12 protein-coding genes are annotated in these 14,996 nt (G+C 52.2%); 2 read left to right on the forward strand and 10 right to left on the reverse strand.

All coding sequences use genetic code 11. The features are described 5' to 3' along the window. Positions 1-346: 346 nt before the first annotated feature. The 10 genes from JNUCC32_RS19115 to JNUCC32_RS31795 form a co-directional block, all read right to left on the reverse strand. The gene (locus JNUCC32_RS19115; protein WP_012819369.1) at positions 347-949 is read right to left on the reverse strand and encodes a response regulator transcription factor; all 603 of its coding nucleotides are present in this window, start codon (positions 947-949) and stop codon (positions 347-349) included. After that, entirely contained in the window at positions 946-2,079 is a 1,134-nt protein-coding gene (locus tag JNUCC32_RS19120) for a sensor histidine kinase (protein ID WP_192569486.1), read from the reverse strand. The genes JNUCC32_RS19115 and JNUCC32_RS19120 overlap by 4 nt, the downstream gene beginning before the upstream one ends. Before the next feature lie 87 nt (positions 2,080-2,166). Next, positions 2,167-3,243 (reverse strand): Delta(5) desaturase DesA, encoded by a 1,077-nt coding sequence (locus tag JNUCC32_RS19125; protein WP_192569487.1) that lies wholly within the window; start codon positions 3,241-3,243, stop codon positions 2,167-2,169. A 128-nt stretch (positions 3,244-3,371) separates the two neighbouring features. Beyond that, positions 3,372-4,370 (reverse strand): Gfo/Idh/MocA family protein, encoded by a 999-nt coding sequence (locus JNUCC32_RS19130; protein ID WP_192569488.1) that lies wholly within the window; start codon positions 4,368-4,370, stop codon positions 3,372-3,374. Between the two features lie 50 nt (positions 4,371-4,420). Next, positions 4,421-4,876, reverse strand: coding sequence for an acyl-CoA thioesterase (locus tag JNUCC32_RS19135; RefSeq protein ID WP_036662299.1), 456 nt, complete (start codon positions 4,874-4,876; stop codon positions 4,421-4,423). Between the two features lie 287 nt (positions 4,877-5,163). Continuing rightward, positions 5,164-6,159 (reverse strand): ABC transporter permease, encoded by a 996-nt coding sequence (locus JNUCC32_RS19140; RefSeq protein ID WP_192569489.1) that lies wholly within the window; start codon positions 6,157-6,159, stop codon positions 5,164-5,166. Beyond that, positions 6,156-7,646: a sugar ABC transporter ATP-binding protein gene (locus tag JNUCC32_RS19145; protein WP_192572698.1), complete on the reverse strand. Its 1,491-nt coding sequence runs from the start codon at positions 7,644-7,646 to the stop codon at positions 6,156-6,158. The genes JNUCC32_RS19140 and JNUCC32_RS19145 overlap by 4 nt, the downstream gene beginning before the upstream one ends. Positions 7,647-7,790: 144 nt before the next feature. Further along, positions 7,791-8,912, reverse strand: coding sequence for a sugar ABC transporter substrate-binding protein (locus JNUCC32_RS19150; protein WP_192569490.1), 1,122 nt, complete (start codon positions 8,910-8,912; stop codon positions 7,791-7,793). A 315-nt stretch (positions 8,913-9,227) separates the two neighbouring features. Further along, positions 9,228-9,863: an SGNH/GDSL hydrolase family protein gene (locus tag JNUCC32_RS19155; RefSeq protein ID WP_009589707.1), complete on the reverse strand. Its 636-nt coding sequence runs from the start codon at positions 9,861-9,863 to the stop codon at positions 9,228-9,230. 207 nt (positions 9,864-10,070) lie between these two features. After that, a complete protein-coding gene (locus JNUCC32_RS31795) occupies positions 10,071-11,813 on the reverse strand; it encodes an ABC transporter ATP-binding protein (RefSeq protein WP_192569491.1) in 1,743 nt (580 codons plus the stop codon). A 145-nt stretch (positions 11,814-11,958) separates the two neighbouring features. On the opposite strand from JNUCC32_RS31795, the gene JNUCC32_RS19165 reads away from it, so the two are divergent. Both JNUCC32_RS19165 and JNUCC32_RS19170 read left to right on the forward strand, forming a co-directional pair. Then, the gene (locus tag JNUCC32_RS19165) at positions 11,959-13,401 is read left to right on the forward strand and encodes an ABC transporter permease (protein ID WP_192569492.1); all 1,443 of its coding nucleotides are present in this window, start codon (positions 11,959-11,961) and stop codon (positions 13,399-13,401) included. A gap of 13 nt (positions 13,402-13,414) precedes the next feature. Continuing rightward, positions 13,415-14,923 (forward strand): ABC transporter permease, encoded by a 1,509-nt coding sequence (locus JNUCC32_RS19170; protein WP_192569493.1) that lies wholly within the window; start codon positions 13,415-13,417, stop codon positions 14,921-14,923. The last annotated feature ends 73 nt before the right edge of the window (positions 14,924-14,996 follow it).

The raw sequence follows: 14,996 nt of genomic DNA on the forward strand, positions 1-14,996 counted from the left end.
CAAATTTGACTTCTGGCAATCATTACTATTATACATAAAAATGCATACATTTACAAAGGAACTGCAATATATTTGCTTGATTGCCTTTTATGCAGGAAATGGCGTCATTTAAAAACAGGCTTATTTTTATTAGCGATTTCATTGTTTCCAAAAAATATAAAATCTATCCACAAACGCAATCAAGGTTCATCAAATGAATAAATATACACTTTGATGCATACAATACCAGGTAAAAAAATCCATTATTTTAAGCGGCATATTCACCTTCTTCCTGTTTTTCGTTTTTCTTATGCGCACGAAAAAAAGCCCCGCGGCTGCAACCGCGGGGTTTTGCTTCTTCTTTGCACTATTTAAACCAGCCTTTTTCCTTGAAACGCGTGATCGCTTCGATCCGGTTGCTGACGCCAAGCTTATCGAGAATAACGGAAATGTAATTACGCACGGTTCCCGTGGTAATGAACAGCTGATTGGCAATTTCCTTCGTATTCTTGCCGTCCGCGATGAGGCCCAGCACTTCCTTTTCCCGCTCCGTCAGCGGATTCTCTTCACCGGAATACGCTTCATCCACCAGCTCGGAGGCGTAGATTCGCCTGCCTGCCATAATGCTGCGAATGGACGCGGCCAGCTCCTCGCTCGGGCTGTCCTTAAGCAGGTAAGCGTTGGCGCCCGCTTTCACGGCACGTTCGAAATACCCGGGCCGGGCAAAGGTCGTCAAGATCATCACCTTGCAGCCATAACCCTTGATCTCCTCGGCGGCTTCAAGCCCGTTCATGATCGGCATCTCAATATCCATGATGCAGATATCCGGCATATGAAGTTTGACAAGCTGTACGGCATCCTTGCCGTTGCCCGCCGTCCCGACCACCTGCATATCCTCTTCCAGATCCAGCAGTGAGGCCAAGGCTCCAAGCAGCAGCCGCTGATCTTCGGCAATGACGATTCGGATCATATTCCCGCCTCCTTATCCGGCATTCTGAGCACATTAGGGACTCGAAGGACAAGCGTAGTCCCCTCGCCTGAAGCAAACTCCATGCTTCCGTTCACGAATTCAAGCCGCTCTCTCATTCCCCGCAGCCCGTTGCCGCGGTTTTTCGCGTCCGTCACGAACCCGGTCCCATTGTCCTTCACCCTGGCAATCAGATCCGTTTCCGTGGATTCGATCACAATGGAGCAGGCCGTGGCATTGCTGTGCTTCACGATGTTATTCACTGCCTCTTTCAGGCACATGCTGATCACGTTTTCGTTCATCAACGATAGATTCTCCGGCTCCTGCGTCCCCTCAAAGGTCAACTCGATCTGCGCCGCCTTCAGGATTTGCCGAATACGGAAGATTTCATCCGCAAGCCGGGTCCCCCGCATCCGCGTTACCATCTCGCGCACTTCCTTCAGTGCGGTTCGGGCCGTCTGACGGACATCGTTGATCTCGGCTTGGGCCCTTTCCATATCCTGCTTCATCAGTTTGCCGGCCAAATCGCTTTTCAGGCCGATAAGAGACAGCTTTTGCCCCAGCGTATCATGCAAATCCCGGGCAATGCGCTGGCGTTCCTCCAGCTTCACCAATTCCGAAATCCGTTTGTTCGCATCCTCCAGCTGGCCCTGCAGCTGATCGTTCTTATTCCGGTTATAGTTTGTCACAGGGAGCAGTATAACCCCTACCACACTCACAAGCACGAATGGCAGCTGCGTGATGAAGAACGGATTCCGCGTTAACAATCCATAGTTCACCGTAATAATGGTCGTAACCAAATGGATGGAGTACAGCGTAATAAATCCGGCCTTATTCTTGATGTTCCCGATGAAGAAGGCGAGGAACAGCGAGAAATAGATATATCCGAATACCACGGACATCGCAATCGATATCAGAATTTGCAGACTCGTCCAGAAATAGACGAGCCAGCCTTTGGACAGAAATGACAACACATAAAAAGCGAAGAACATCACGATCATCAGAACGCCGATCACGATCTGATAGGTCGAGGTCGACCGGAAGATGAAATAGAACGGAAGGATGTAGAAGACGACCCATACGTAAGGGCTCAGTCCCGTGCTTTTATGAAAGATCTGATACCATTTCTGCATGGAGTCCCACCTTCTGTCGGTTCAAGCTTAATCCATTTACTAGCCTTAGCGAATCCGTTCTCTAATATAGCATCATGACTCAGCGGCCTATTCGCCCTGCACCCTGGGTCTTGGGCTCGCCAGGTTCTTCTCGGCCTTCGTCAATGCCGGCTCCTGCGGCTTGCGAAGCGACTGACGCGCTTCCTTAAAGGTGACAAACACCTTCTTCTCTTCATCCCACAGACGGAAGCGAATGGACTTCAAACTGGTCTTCAGCGTAATCGTTGTAGCCTTCTGCAGCGGAGGAGCGGCTTCATGCGCCTTCTCCAGGTTATAGTTAGGCACCTTCGGGCTCAAATGGTGAACATGATGGAAGCCGATGTTGCCCGTGATCCATTGCAGAAGCTTCGGAAGCTTGTAATAAGAGCTGCCCTCTACGGCTGCATTGATATAACTCCACTCTTCATCATGCTCGTAATACGTTTCCTCGAATTGATGCTGCACATAGAATAGCCAAATGCCAAGCATTCCGGAAACCATGAAGATCGGAGCCTGAACGAGCAGGAATGCCTGCCATCCGATCGCCCAGCACAGCAATGCATACAGCGCTACAATCGAAATATTCGTGATATAGTTACTGATCTTCTCCTTGCGTCTCGCGCCTTTGCGGTTGAAGCGATAGGATATCAAAAATATGGCGATGGGACCCAAACCGAACATCACGATCGGGTTGCGGTATACGCGGTAGTACAGACGCTCCCAAAAGGAGGCCGCACCATATTCTTCAACGGTTAGTACCCACATATCGCCGATTCCCCGCTTATCGAGATTGCTGCTCGTCGCGTGGTGAATCGCGTGGGTGTTCTTCCATTGCTCGTAAGGGCACAGCGTAAGCACGCCCGTAATCGTGCCGAGAATTTGATTCGCCTTGCGGCTTTTGAAGAAAGATCCATGACAGCAATCATGGAATATGATAAACGTCCGGACAACAAACCCCGAAGCAATCACGGCTATGGGAATGGTAAGCCAGTACGATACCGATAAGCTTAAATAGGCTGCATACCATAGCAGTATCAAGGGAACCAGTGTATTGAAAAGCTGACCTATACTCGCCTTTGTGTCAATTTCTTCATAAGGGGCAACGTTCTTTTTCAAGCTGGACAATTTGTTATCGGGTTTAGCCATAGTTGTCTTCCTCCTCGAAATGAAGCGCAAGGACGTCATCAAGCTATCACGCACTTGTCTAACTTAAGTATAGATAGAATGTCATGCGCGTCGTAGTCATAAACGTCATTTCGGGAGTATGACAAATATCATATATCGGTGCGGGAATCCGCCGGGAACCGCAGTCCGATCTGGCTTCTGGCTTCCTGCATAATTTCGGCCGTAATGAGCGAGTTGGCATGGGTGTTGATTGAACTTTCCCGTTCGCCGCACCGGATCAAATCGATAAATTCCCGGGCTTCGTAATACATCGATTCATGCGTTTGCAGCTGGGTCACGTTCTCGATGGTGCCGTCTCTGTAACGGATCTTCACATCGTACGGCTGATTGATTTTGTCGATGATCATCGTGCCGTTCTCGCCCTGAATTTCGGTTGGAGCGTAGGAATCGCTGATTTTGGAATGCATGATGACGGCATCCATCTCGGGATAGGACAACAGAAGACTGCCTTCGCCGTCCACCCCGGAAGACAGCATGTAGCCGGAAGCCTTCACCGTGTCCGGTTTTCCGAACAGGGTCACCATCGGGTACAGGCAATAGATCCCCAAATCCATCAAAGAACCGTTGGAATATTCAGGGTTGAACGCATTCAGCACCGTCCCCTGCTTGAACGCGTCATAACGGGAGGAATATTGGCAATAGCTCGCAAAATAACGCCGTATCGGGCCCAGCTTGTACAGGTTGTCCCGGACGGTCTTGAAGTTCGGCATCAGCGTCGACTTCAACGCTTCCATCAACAGAACGTCATTGTTCTTCGCAGCTTCGATCATTGCGGCCACTTCAACCGCGTTGGAAGCCATCGGCTTCTCGCAGAGGACGTGTTTCCCATGGTTCATGCATAATATCGCCTGGTCCACGTGATAGGAATTCGGACTCGCAATGTATACCGCATCAATTTCGTCATCCTGCACCATCGCCTCAAGATCGGTGTAGACCTTGGGATCCGCGTACTTAGCCGCAAAAGCCCTGCCCTTCTCTTCCGTACGGGAGTATACGGCAGCCAGAATAAATTCTTCCGTCTCCAGTGCCGACTGGAGAAACCTCTCGGTGATCCAGTTTGTGCCGATAATGGCAAAACGGATGTTCATCCCTTATCCCTTCCCTTCATGGTTTATCCTGATTGATCTTTATCGTTGGCTTACATCCATCCTTCAAAAGCCGAAATTCGTTCGCGTGCCGAATCCGGAATCGGCGTGCTCTTGCCTGAAGCGGTCTCGATGAGCACGATGGTTCCGCGGCCGGCTGCCTTCAAGGCGCCGTCCACCACGATCGCATATTGAATGTCCATGGAGGAGCGTCCGATCTCAGCCACCCGCACATGAAGCCTAAGCGGGTCCTTCAGATACATTTGCGCCAAATACTGGCACTCCAGATCCGCAACAACCGACACCTTTTGATCGCCGAACAGTTCGTCGGTCAATCCCAGATTCTCGAAATATTCAATGCGTCCCTGCTCAAAATACATGAAATAACTGACGTTATTGACATGACCCAGCATATCCGTTTCGCAATACCTAATCTTTATCGGAATTTCAAAGTGAAACGTGTCCAGCCAGGACTTGGGATCCGGTTGTATGAAGGTTGTTTTTTTCATGATGAGTCCCCTTTCTCTTTATAGGAGGGAAATGTATGTACAATGCTAAACCAGTCTTCTACAGGATAATGAATACCCGCTGCGTCCGTCAACTAAATAACCAAATGATGGATATCTTGCCGGATTCGCCCTTAGAATAAGTCTTTGAATTCATTTCCCTCCCATAGGTTGCCACCCATAGAACCGATCCATGAAAAAAACCATCCGCCCCCGATCAGGATCACGGGAGGGATGGTCTCGATAGTATGAATGGAACTAGCTGGGTCAAAGCACGTGTCGCTTCGTCATCAATGTCTCTTCTTATAGTAGGTTAAGGCCAGCGCCAACGCCAGCACCGAGCCCTTGACGATATCCATCGCATAATACGGCACGGACAGCATGATCAGACCGTTTTGCAATATACCGATCAACACAGCGCCGACAAAGGTCCCGAGCGCGTTCGGCTTGCCGGCTCCGAATACGGAGTATCCGATGAAGGTCGCGGCAACGGCATCCATGAGATAGGGCCCGCCGGAGTTGACCTCGGCCGTCATGACGCGAGCCCCGAGGATAATCCCGCCGATGGCGGCAAACAATGCGGAGACCAGATAAGCGATCAGACGGTATTTACTCACCGGGATCCCGGATAAAGCCGCCGCTTCGCGGTTGCCCCCGATCATGTACATGTACCGTCCGTGTTTCGTATAGGTCAGGAACAGATGGACCACGAGGACCACGAGAACCATAATGATAATGATCCATGGCACCTGCCCGATCTTCTCGAACAGCGCCGGGATTTTACCGGTGGCAAAGTCCCCGCTCGGCATGATCATATTCTGGGAGATGGTAGCGCCCCGGGTATACGTCAGGGCAACGCCCTGGAAGATAAACATCGTCGCCAAGGTCATCAGCATGTCGTCGATCTTGAAATTGATGACCAGAAATGCGTTGATCAGCCCGACGGCCAGGCAGAACAGCAGCGTGAGGCCGAGGCCGATGCCGATGATTTGCCCGTGCCAGACGAACATGGATATGACCAGCGCGTTTGCCAGGGAGGCCGTCGAGCCGACGGACAGGTCAAAGCCGCCAACGGCGAGCGATACGGTCAGTCCTACGGCAATGATCGTCACGATCGAGATCGAACGGAGAATGTTAATAATGTTGCTTGTATTCAAAAAGTTGTCGGCAACGGTCCCGAATACGAGAATAAGTACGAATACCGTTATCAATGTGCCGTATTTATATAGAAAATCGAATGCGAAGCTAGCCGCCGGCTTCTCCTTAACAGGTCTTGCTGTATTCATGTCAACCCGCCTCCTGTGCAGTAAAGCAATAATTCCTCTTCATTCGTTGACCGCGTTGTCAACTCCTTCGTGATGCGGCCGTCATACATCACATACACCCGGTCGGTGATGCCCACGATCTCGGACAGCTCGCTCGTAGCGTACAGCACGCATTTCCCCCGCTTGGCCAGCTCGGCCACCAGCTTAAAAATATCCCGCTTCGCGCCAACGTCTACGCCCTTGGTCGGCTCATCGAAAATATACACGTCCGCGTCGGCCAGCAGCCATTTGCCGATCGCCACCTTCTGCTGGTTGCCCCCGGACAGGTTTCTCACCCGCGCTCTCTCGCTCGGAGTTTTGATCCCGAGCGACTCGATCATCTCTCTCGCCGCCTGTTTCTCCCTGCCAAAGCTTAGCCAGGAACCCCATTTGGAAAATTGGGACAGCACCGCGGCCGTTAAATTGACGGACACCGGCTCTTCCACGAACACGCCTTCCCGGCGGCGCTCCTCGGGTACGAGCGCAATGCCGTGCCGCACGGCATCATGCGGCGAGCGGATACGCAGCTTTTTTCCATCCAGTATCATCTCGCCGGTTGACGTGCCGGAAGCCCCGAATACCGCCCGGCACAGCTCGGTTTTCCCGGCCCCGACAAGGCCTGCCAGACCGACGATCTCCCCTTGGCGAAGGAACAGATCAACGCCGTTGATTTTGCCCGGGTCGTACATGCCTTTTACCTCTAACCGCGCAGGACCGATGTCTCGCTCGATATGGGGAAACTGCTGATCCATCTTGGAGCCCAGCATGTATTCCACCACTTTCGGCTGATCGATATTCGCGATGCGGTCGCTCTTCACCAGCAAACCGTCCCGCATGATCGTAATGTCATCGCAGATTTCGTACAGCTCCGGCAGCCGGTGCGATATGAAAATAATGCCGACTCCGTCCTGCTTCAGCTTGCGCACCAGCTTGAACAGCTGCTCCGTCTCGCTATGGCTGAGCGGCGCGGTCGGCTCGTCCAGCACCAGAATGCGGCACTGTTTGGAAACGGCTCTGGCGATCAGCACCATCTGCTTCTCCGCCAGCGTCAGCTCCGAAATCAGCTTTTTGACCGGGACCCGGATATTCATCCGCGCAAGAATCGATTCGGCTTCCCGATGGAGCTCCTTCCAACGGATCAAGTGCCGTTTGCCCATATCGTGAACCGTCCGGTCGAGCATGATGTTCTCGCCGACCGTCAGGTTCGGAATGAGCGCGGTATCCACCTCTTGATAGACGATCTGAATGCCCAGGTCCTTTGCTTCCTTCGGTGAACGGATGTCCGCCCTGCTTCCGTCGATCCAGATCTCGCCCTCGTAATGGGTATACGCTCCCGATAGAATCTTCATTAAGGTAGACTTTCCCGCGCCATTCGCACCGATCAACGCATGAGCCGTTCCCGCAGTCGTCTGAAAGTCAACATCGGTCAACGCCTTAACGCCTGGAAAAGAGATCGATATGCGCTTCATTTGAAGTAAGGGTGCCGCTCCCGAAATATCGGTCGAGCTGGCAGTTGTTGGCTCCATCACGCTTCGCAAGTGTATTCTTCCCTTCAAATAGGATAGGGCGCCCCTATCGATGACCGACAAGAGCGCCTGTATGAATATTGCTGTTTATTTGCCGCCTGCTTCTTTCAATGCCTTCATCCAGTCCTCTTCGAATTCCGTGCTTGTTCCCCAGCTCGGGATAATATCGGCCAAATTAACCATGTTGACCGCTTCAGATGCCCCTTCAAGGCCGGAGCGCTCGATCAATACAGGCTCCAGATTATACGTAGCAGGTGTTTCCTCACCTGCAATCTTCTTAGCTAGCAAACGAACGTTGATGGCGCCGATCATCTTCGGATCGACGGCTGCGGTAGCCACCCAAGGGCTGTCCGGTTTCTGGATCAGCTCCAGGTCCGCGTTGGATACGTCGATGCCGTAAATCTTAACCTCGCTGCGTCCCGCTTCCTCCAGCGCTCTCGCCGCGCCGATGGCGAATGCATCCCAGGTTGCGAAGATTGCATCGATTTCGCCCTTCGGATATTTCGTCAGGATAGCGGATACCGCGTTTTGCGTTTCCAAGGAAGTCTGGTCACTCGCTACGCCGAAACGCTCCACTTCCTTGATGCCCGGGTTGTTCTTCAGCGTTTCCTGGTATACGGCATTACGACGCACCATCGGCGGGAATCCGTCTACCCAGAGGTAAACGATGTTGGCCTCCGGCCCTTGCTCTTCAATCAGCTTGTCCAACGCCAGCTTCGCGAGCTGCTCGTCATCCTGCGATGTCTGGGTCACCCCTGCAATGTCACCGATCTCCGGCAAGGAGTCGAAGGTGACGACCGGAATTCCCTTTTCGGTAATCTTCTTCACGTCCTGAACCGATGCAGGATCGTCGCCATGCGATATGATAAATCCATCGTAGTCGCTGTCAATGGCTTGCGCGATCGCATCGTGGAATTTGGCGGAGTCTCCGTTCGCCGAGAAGGTATCCACCTTAAACCCGAGAGCCTCGCCTTCCTGCTTCGCCCCTGCCAAAAATTGAGCCGTGTGGTCATCGCCCCCGATTTTCCGAACGACCATCAATTTCACCGGATCCTTCTCGGCAATGCCTGCCGGCAGGTTCTCGACCTTGTCCGCCAGATTGCCCGACCCGTTACCGCCGCCGCTGCCCGATTCGGCGCATCCGGTCAATACGATCACAAACGCCAGCGCCAGCGCCGATAATTTCCTTACATGTTTCATGGCTTTCATGTTCCCTCTCCCCCTGTTTTCCGTAAAAAAGACGAATAATAATTAATACAAGTAATCCTATAGGATTTAAAAGGAGGCGTCAACCATTATTTTTTCGCTTTAATGCATTACACCACATACGCAAAAAAAATGAAAGTGATTTCTAACATTTCTAATTGTATCGGCAGCCATGAACCCATATTTCATACCTATTGCCATTCTCATATAAAAAAAGAGCTCCGGGCACGACATTCGCGCCCGAGCTCTTTCCATTAGGAGCACGGATTCCGTGCATCCAGCGTTTGTTGCTTCCAGCTTCAGCTCTAAAACCAACCATTAGCCCAAAGAAACGCCCATCGTTTCGAGCCAGGCCTTCGCGATTAGGCCGTGTCCGGCCGGTGACGGATGCACGCCGTCCGGCGCCCAGAAGGCAGCTTCGCGACGCACCGACGCCGCAGCGAACAATCCGTCCAGCGGCACCAGGAGGGCTCCGTATTCCACCGCCAATTCGCGGACCGCCGTGATTTTCGGATCCAGATCCTCGCGCCAAGCTCTCCGATCCTCCGGATGAGGCAGCACGAACGGTTCAACCAGAATCAGCTTGGCGTCCAGCGCTTCTTTCGTCCGTTCGATCAATTTGCGGTACCCGGCTTTATAATCCTCGGTGCTTGTCGGGTCCCCGCTATCATATCGGCGCCAAGTGTCGTTGATTCCGATATAGATGGATACCCAGTCCGGCTTCAGGTCCAGGCAATCCTCCTGCCATCTGTTATTCAAGTCGACGACCCGGTTTCCGCTGATCCCTCTATTCAAAAAGGTAACGTTCAACTCAGGAAATTTCATGCCGAACAACGAGTCGATCAATAGCGGGTAGCCGTTCCCCAAGCTGCCGGAAAAGTTGCGGTCGCGACCGCAATCCGTAATGCTGTCCCCTTGAAATAATACGACATCCCCTTGCTGCAAACGATTCATTCCACTTCCTCCTCATCGGTATGTTGCTATTGTGCGTACACTTGGAAATTCGTAGGCTCATGTATCGTGAGAACGCTTCCTAACATTTAAATATTTGCCGTGCAGGGCTCAATTCCTTTTTATGAGCACTGCAAATCGCCGATTCGGATAATTTTTTGGATAAAAAAACCTGCCCCGACTCCGGTCGGGACAGGTTCTATTTTTCGATTAGGCTCCGGTCGGCATGGCCACCCAGTGGCCTTCCGATACTTCCACAAGCTCGGAATGCTCCAGATTATATTTATCCTCTCCGGTGCGTTCTTCCAGCAGGACCCGTTTCTTCTTGGATTCGATCTTCGGATCGGGCACCGGAATCGCCGCGAGCAAGGACTTCGTATAATCATGCTGCGGATTGGAGTAGAGCTCCTCGCTTTCCGCGAGTTCGACGATCTTGCCCATATACATAACGGCAACGCGGTCGCTGATATGCTTCACCATCGACAGGTCGTGCGCAATGAACAGATAGGTCAAGCCCAGACGGTGCTGCAGCTCCTCCAGCAACTTCACGATCTGCGATTGGATCGACACGTCGAGCGCGGAGAGCGGCTCATCGCACACGATGAATTTCGGCTCTACCGCCAGCGCCCGCGCAATTCCGATCCGCTGGCGCTGGCCGCCGGAGAACTCGTGCGGGTAGCGCGTCGCATAAACCGGATCCAGTCCGACCATATCCAGCAGCTCCTCGACCCGCTTCTTCCGCTCCTGCTTGCTGCCGGTTAACTTATGGACATCCAGCGCTTCGCCGATAATGTCCACGACCTTCAATCTGGGATTCAGTGAAGCATACGGATCCTGGAAGATCATCTGCATATGGCGCCGCATGGCCTTCATTTCCGAAGGGGAGAGGCGATTCACGGACATCCCCTGATATAGCACTTCTCCGCCGGTCGGCTGATGAAGTCGAAGGATGGCTCGTCCCGTCGTTGATTTTCCGCTGCCGGATTCGCCGACGACCCCGAGGGTCTCCCCCGCCTGAATATGAAAGCTGATATCATTCACCGCTTTAAGCACATTCCCTTTGCCCATATCAAAATACTGCTTCAGGGATTTCACCTCTAACAGCGGTCCTTTGTAATCCGTGCTTGGTACGATGATCGGCGCCGGCTTCGCTTTCTTCTTCTCGTCGAGGCGCGGAAGCGCGTTTAACAGCTTCAAGGTATAGGGATGCTGAGGATTCTCGAAGATTTCCTCCGTCGTTCCCGTCTCCACGATCACGCCGTCTTTCATCACGGCCACGCGGTCGCACATGCCTGCCACAACGCCGAGATCGTGCGTGATCAATATAATGGAGGAACCGAAGCGCTCCTGCATATTTTTCATCAGATTGAGGATTTGGGCCTGAATCGTTACGTCAAGCGCCGTCGTCGGCTCGTCCGCAATCAGCAGCGCAGGTCGGCACGCCAGGGCGATGGCGATCATCACCCGCTGCCGCATGCCGCCCGAGAACTCGTGCGGGTATTGATTATAACGCGCTTCGCTGTTCGGGATGCCGACCAGCTTGAGCATGTCAAGCGCCTGCTGCTTCGCTTCCTGCTTGGACAGCTTCAGGTGTTTGACCAGACTTTCCGATATTTGTTCCCCGATGCGGATGGTCGGATTCAGCGAGGTCATCGGGTCTTGAAAAATCATCCCGATATCGCGTCCCCGGATGCTCTCCATCTCCTTCTCGGTTTTCTCGGCCAGGTTCTGGCCAAGGAACAGGATCTCTCCATCCTTCATATAAGAAGGCGGGGAAGGCAGCAGCCGCATGATCGAGCGTGCCGTGACGCTTTTGCCGCTCCCGGATTCTCCGACGATACCGAGAGTCTCCCCTTTCTTCACTTCAAAGCTGACCCCACGCACCGCGTGAAATTCTGAATCACGGGATTGAAAGGCCACGCTCAAATTTTTAACCTGCAATATCGGTTCCAACTCTGCTCACCTGCCATTATGCTTATGTCATTAAAGTAATATACTCTACAACTCTTATAATCTATTGACTTTTAAAATAGGCTAAAATAAAATATACTATATCACTCGGAATAATGCAATTTGAAACAAGGAGGAAAGGCACCTTATGGGGGGGACAGAAGCAGCAAGACCAAACAGACTCATAAGTTCGATAAGCAGCACATACAGTAAGATCCTTCTGAATCCTTCTTATAGATACTTACTATTATTATTGGGAGCGCCCGTGAATCTCGTGGTCTTCCTATTTTATTTGGTCCAGAGAAAGAAGGATGACTACGCGGCGGCTGAGAACCGCATACGCAGGGAGATGCTGGCCGTCGGATATCTGGAGGCCCTTCGCTCCGAGATGATGGAGCAGCAGAAACGCAAGCATGAGTTCTTCAAGCAAAAAATCAGCGAGGCTCAGCTCAAGCAGGAAGTCGACAAGATCGCAGAGGCAAGGTTCCGTGAAGTCCTCAAGGATCGGACCGCCAAAGACCTGAAGCTGAACAATCGCAAACGGCTGACTCTGGCCGATACGTTCGGTTCTCTCATCGAGAACCCGTTGTTCTTCATTATATCACTTATTCCGGGCTTGCTGATGTACATCCTTATTTTTTTGTACAGCAATCCCTATCTGAAATATATTTCGGAGAGACTCGTGATGACGGTATTCGTTATCTTTGGCGTAGCGGTTCTCGTCTTTACGATTCTTCACTTGTCGCCGTTTAACCCCGCGGCCAACATATTGGGCGAGACGGCAACGCCGGAACAGATCGCGGCTTTCAACAAAATGCACGGACTCGATCAGGGCTATCTGACGCAGCTGTGGAACAACATTAAAGGCATCGCCTATTTCGATCTCGGCAAATCCTTCTCGGGCAACGAAGAGATTACCTCCAGCATCGCCAGAAAGTTTCCGATCACGCTGACGCTTACGGTCATTTCGTTGATCATCGCGATTGCGATCGCATTGCCGATCGGGATTATCTCGGCCACGAGACCGAATTCGTTCTTTGACTATACGTTTATGTTCATCGCGCTGATCGGGCTGTCCATTCCGAACTTCTGGCAGGGACTGATCTTCATCCTGAATTTCTCGATCAAGCTGCAGTGGCTGCCCGCCACCTTCAATCCGGAGAACTGGCTGTCCATGATCATGCCGGTGATCGTGCTCGGGACGGGACTTACCGCTTCGGTGGCCCGAATGACGCGCTCCTCCACGCTGGAAGTCATTAATGAAGATTATATGATCACAGCCAGAGCGAAGGGGCTGGGCAAGCGCACCATTCTGATGAAGCATGCTGTCCGCAATGCCATCATTCCGATCATTACCGTCATCGGGCTTCAGTTCGGCGGGATGCTCGGCGGTTCCGCCGTTACGGAGAAGGTATTCAACATCAGCGGTATCGGCAGCTACATCGTGGATAAACAATTTATCCCTGACATCCCGGCCATCATGGGCGGCGTGGTTTACACCGCCATCACCATATCGCTGGTGAACGTCATCATCGATATCTTGTACGCATTCTTCGATCCACGGATCAGGTCCAAGATGAAACAATACTAAAGCAGGTGTACTCATGATTAAGAAGCTTCTTTTCAAACCAGAAACCAAACACCAGCTGAAATCCTCACACGAGTACAGTCAAGCCAGCTTCACATGGGTTATCTCTCTGACCTTAACGGTGATCCTGCTTCTGAACAGCTTTGATTTCACTGGGGGAACCATCAAACCGTGGGTGTTCACCGCCTTTGCGGCATATGCACTGTTTTCGATCATACAGATCATCATTACGCTGCTGATCCGAAGGGATCTTCAAAGGGACGGAGAAATCCGGCGCTCGACCAGGATCCTGGGTTACGTTCAGCTGCTGAGCATCGTTACGGGGAATCTGTTTACCGTCACGTTCGGTTTCAATCTGATCAAAAAACAGAAGCCTCCCGAATATACGATTGCCGTTTACATGCTGCTAACCCAGCTGTTCGCCATCGCGATATCAGCGCTGAATCTGTTCAAGCCTTACGTCTCGAATACGTTCCTGCCGGCCATGGCCGTGCTTCTGGTTATAGCGGTCGTTCAGCTGATCGCGCTTATCCTTGTTGCCAGGTACGTAAAATCGAATTATGCGCATCCGGCATTGACCTGGCTTGCTTTTCCGATCATTCTGACTGCGGCAACGGGCAATATTTTTGCTCTGGTGCTCGGCATCAACCTGCTTGCGAAGATCCGCAAGAACGGCAATCCCGCGATGACCCGCTGGGGCGACGTATGGGTAAAGCTTACTGCCAATTCGACGGCCATGTCCGGACTGTTCTTCGTGATCTTCCTGTTCTGCCTGTCGGTGACCAGTCTGTTTACCTTCGATTACAGCATTGCGATCGATAACAACTACAGCGCCATCCTGCAGCCGCCAAGCCTGGCATACCCCTTCGGTACGGATAACTTCGGCCGGGATTTGTTCTCCCGGATCGTATTCGGGGCCCGCATCTCGCTGATCGTCGGATTCGCTTCTACGGCGATTCCGGTTGTCATCGGCGGCATTCTCGGTGCCGTCTCCGGCTACTATGGACGCCATACCGATAACGTCATCATGCGATTGCTGGACGTGCTGTACGCCATTCCGGGCATCCTGCTCGCCATTGCGATCATTGCCGCATTCGGAGCCAATACCGTCAACCTCATTCTGGCGCTCAGCGTAGGAGCTATACCGACTTATGCAAGAACCATGAGGGCGAATGTGCTCCTGGTCTCCACCTTTGAGTACGTCGATGCGGCCAGGGCTTTCGGCTCGAGCAATTTTTCGATCATTTTCAAGCATATCGTTCCCAACTCGCTCGCGCCCATGATCGTCAAATCGACGTTAACCATTGGTGCAGCCGTCATCTCGACGAGCAGCTTGAGTTATCTGGGTCTCGGCGTCGAGCCGCATATCCCGGAATGGGGGAATATCCTGAAGATCGGAAGCACGTATCTTGAGACGCATTCCTACTTGGCCATTTATCCGGGTCTAGCCATCATCGCGCTTGTCCTGTCCTTCAACTTTCTGGGCGACGGACTGCGGGATGCGCTCGATCCGAAGCTGGATTAAAGCTTTTCGTGCCCTGGGCACACTAACGTTGGTTTCAAAAAATATTTTATATATATACAACTCAGGAGGGTAT

This window comes from Paenibacillus sp. JNUCC32, from assembly GCF_014863545.1.
GTDB classification, from domain to species: Bacteria; Bacillota; Bacilli; order Paenibacillales; family Paenibacillaceae; genus Paenibacillus_AQ; species Paenibacillus_AQ lautus_A.

Bases quoted from the DNA above. Each gene is read 5' to 3' on its own strand.
- JNUCC32_RS19115 (WP_012819369.1), bottom strand. From the start codon at position 949: ATGATCCGAATCGTCATTGCCGAAGATCAGCGGCTGCTGCTTGGAGCC.
- JNUCC32_RS19120 (WP_192569486.1), bottom strand. From the start codon at position 2,079: ATGCAGAAATGGTATCAGATCTTTCATAAAAGCACGGGACTGAGCCCT.
- JNUCC32_RS19125 (WP_192569487.1), bottom strand. From the start codon at position 3,243: ATGGCTAAACCCGATAACAAATTGTCCAGCTTGAAAAAGAACGTTGCC.
- JNUCC32_RS19130 (WP_192569488.1), bottom strand. From the start codon at position 4,370: ATGAACATCCGTTTTGCCATTATCGGCACAAACTGGATCACCGAGAGG.
- JNUCC32_RS19135 (WP_036662299.1), bottom strand. From the start codon at position 4,876: ATGAAAAAAACAACCTTCATACAACCGGATCCCAAGTCCTGGCTGGAC.
- JNUCC32_RS19140 (WP_192569489.1), bottom strand. From the start codon at position 6,159: ATGAATACAGCAAGACCTGTTAAGGAGAAGCCGGCGGCTAGCTTCGCA.
- JNUCC32_RS19145 (WP_192572698.1), bottom strand. From the start codon at position 7,646: ATGAAGCGCATATCGATCTCTTTTCCAGGCGTTAAGGCGTTGACCGAT.
- JNUCC32_RS19150 (WP_192569490.1), bottom strand. From the start codon at position 8,912: ATGAAAGCCATGAAACATGTAAGGAAATTATCGGCGCTGGCGCTGGCG.
- JNUCC32_RS19155 (WP_009589707.1), bottom strand. From the start codon at position 9,863: ATGAATCGTTTGCAGCAAGGGGATGTCGTATTATTTCAAGGGGACAGC.
- JNUCC32_RS19165 (WP_192569492.1), top strand. From the start codon at position 11,959: ATGGGGGGGACAGAAGCAGCAAGACCAAACAGACTCATAAGTTCGATA.
- JNUCC32_RS19170 (WP_192569493.1), top strand. From the start codon at position 13,415: ATGATTAAGAAGCTTCTTTTCAAACCAGAAACCAAACACCAGCTGAAA.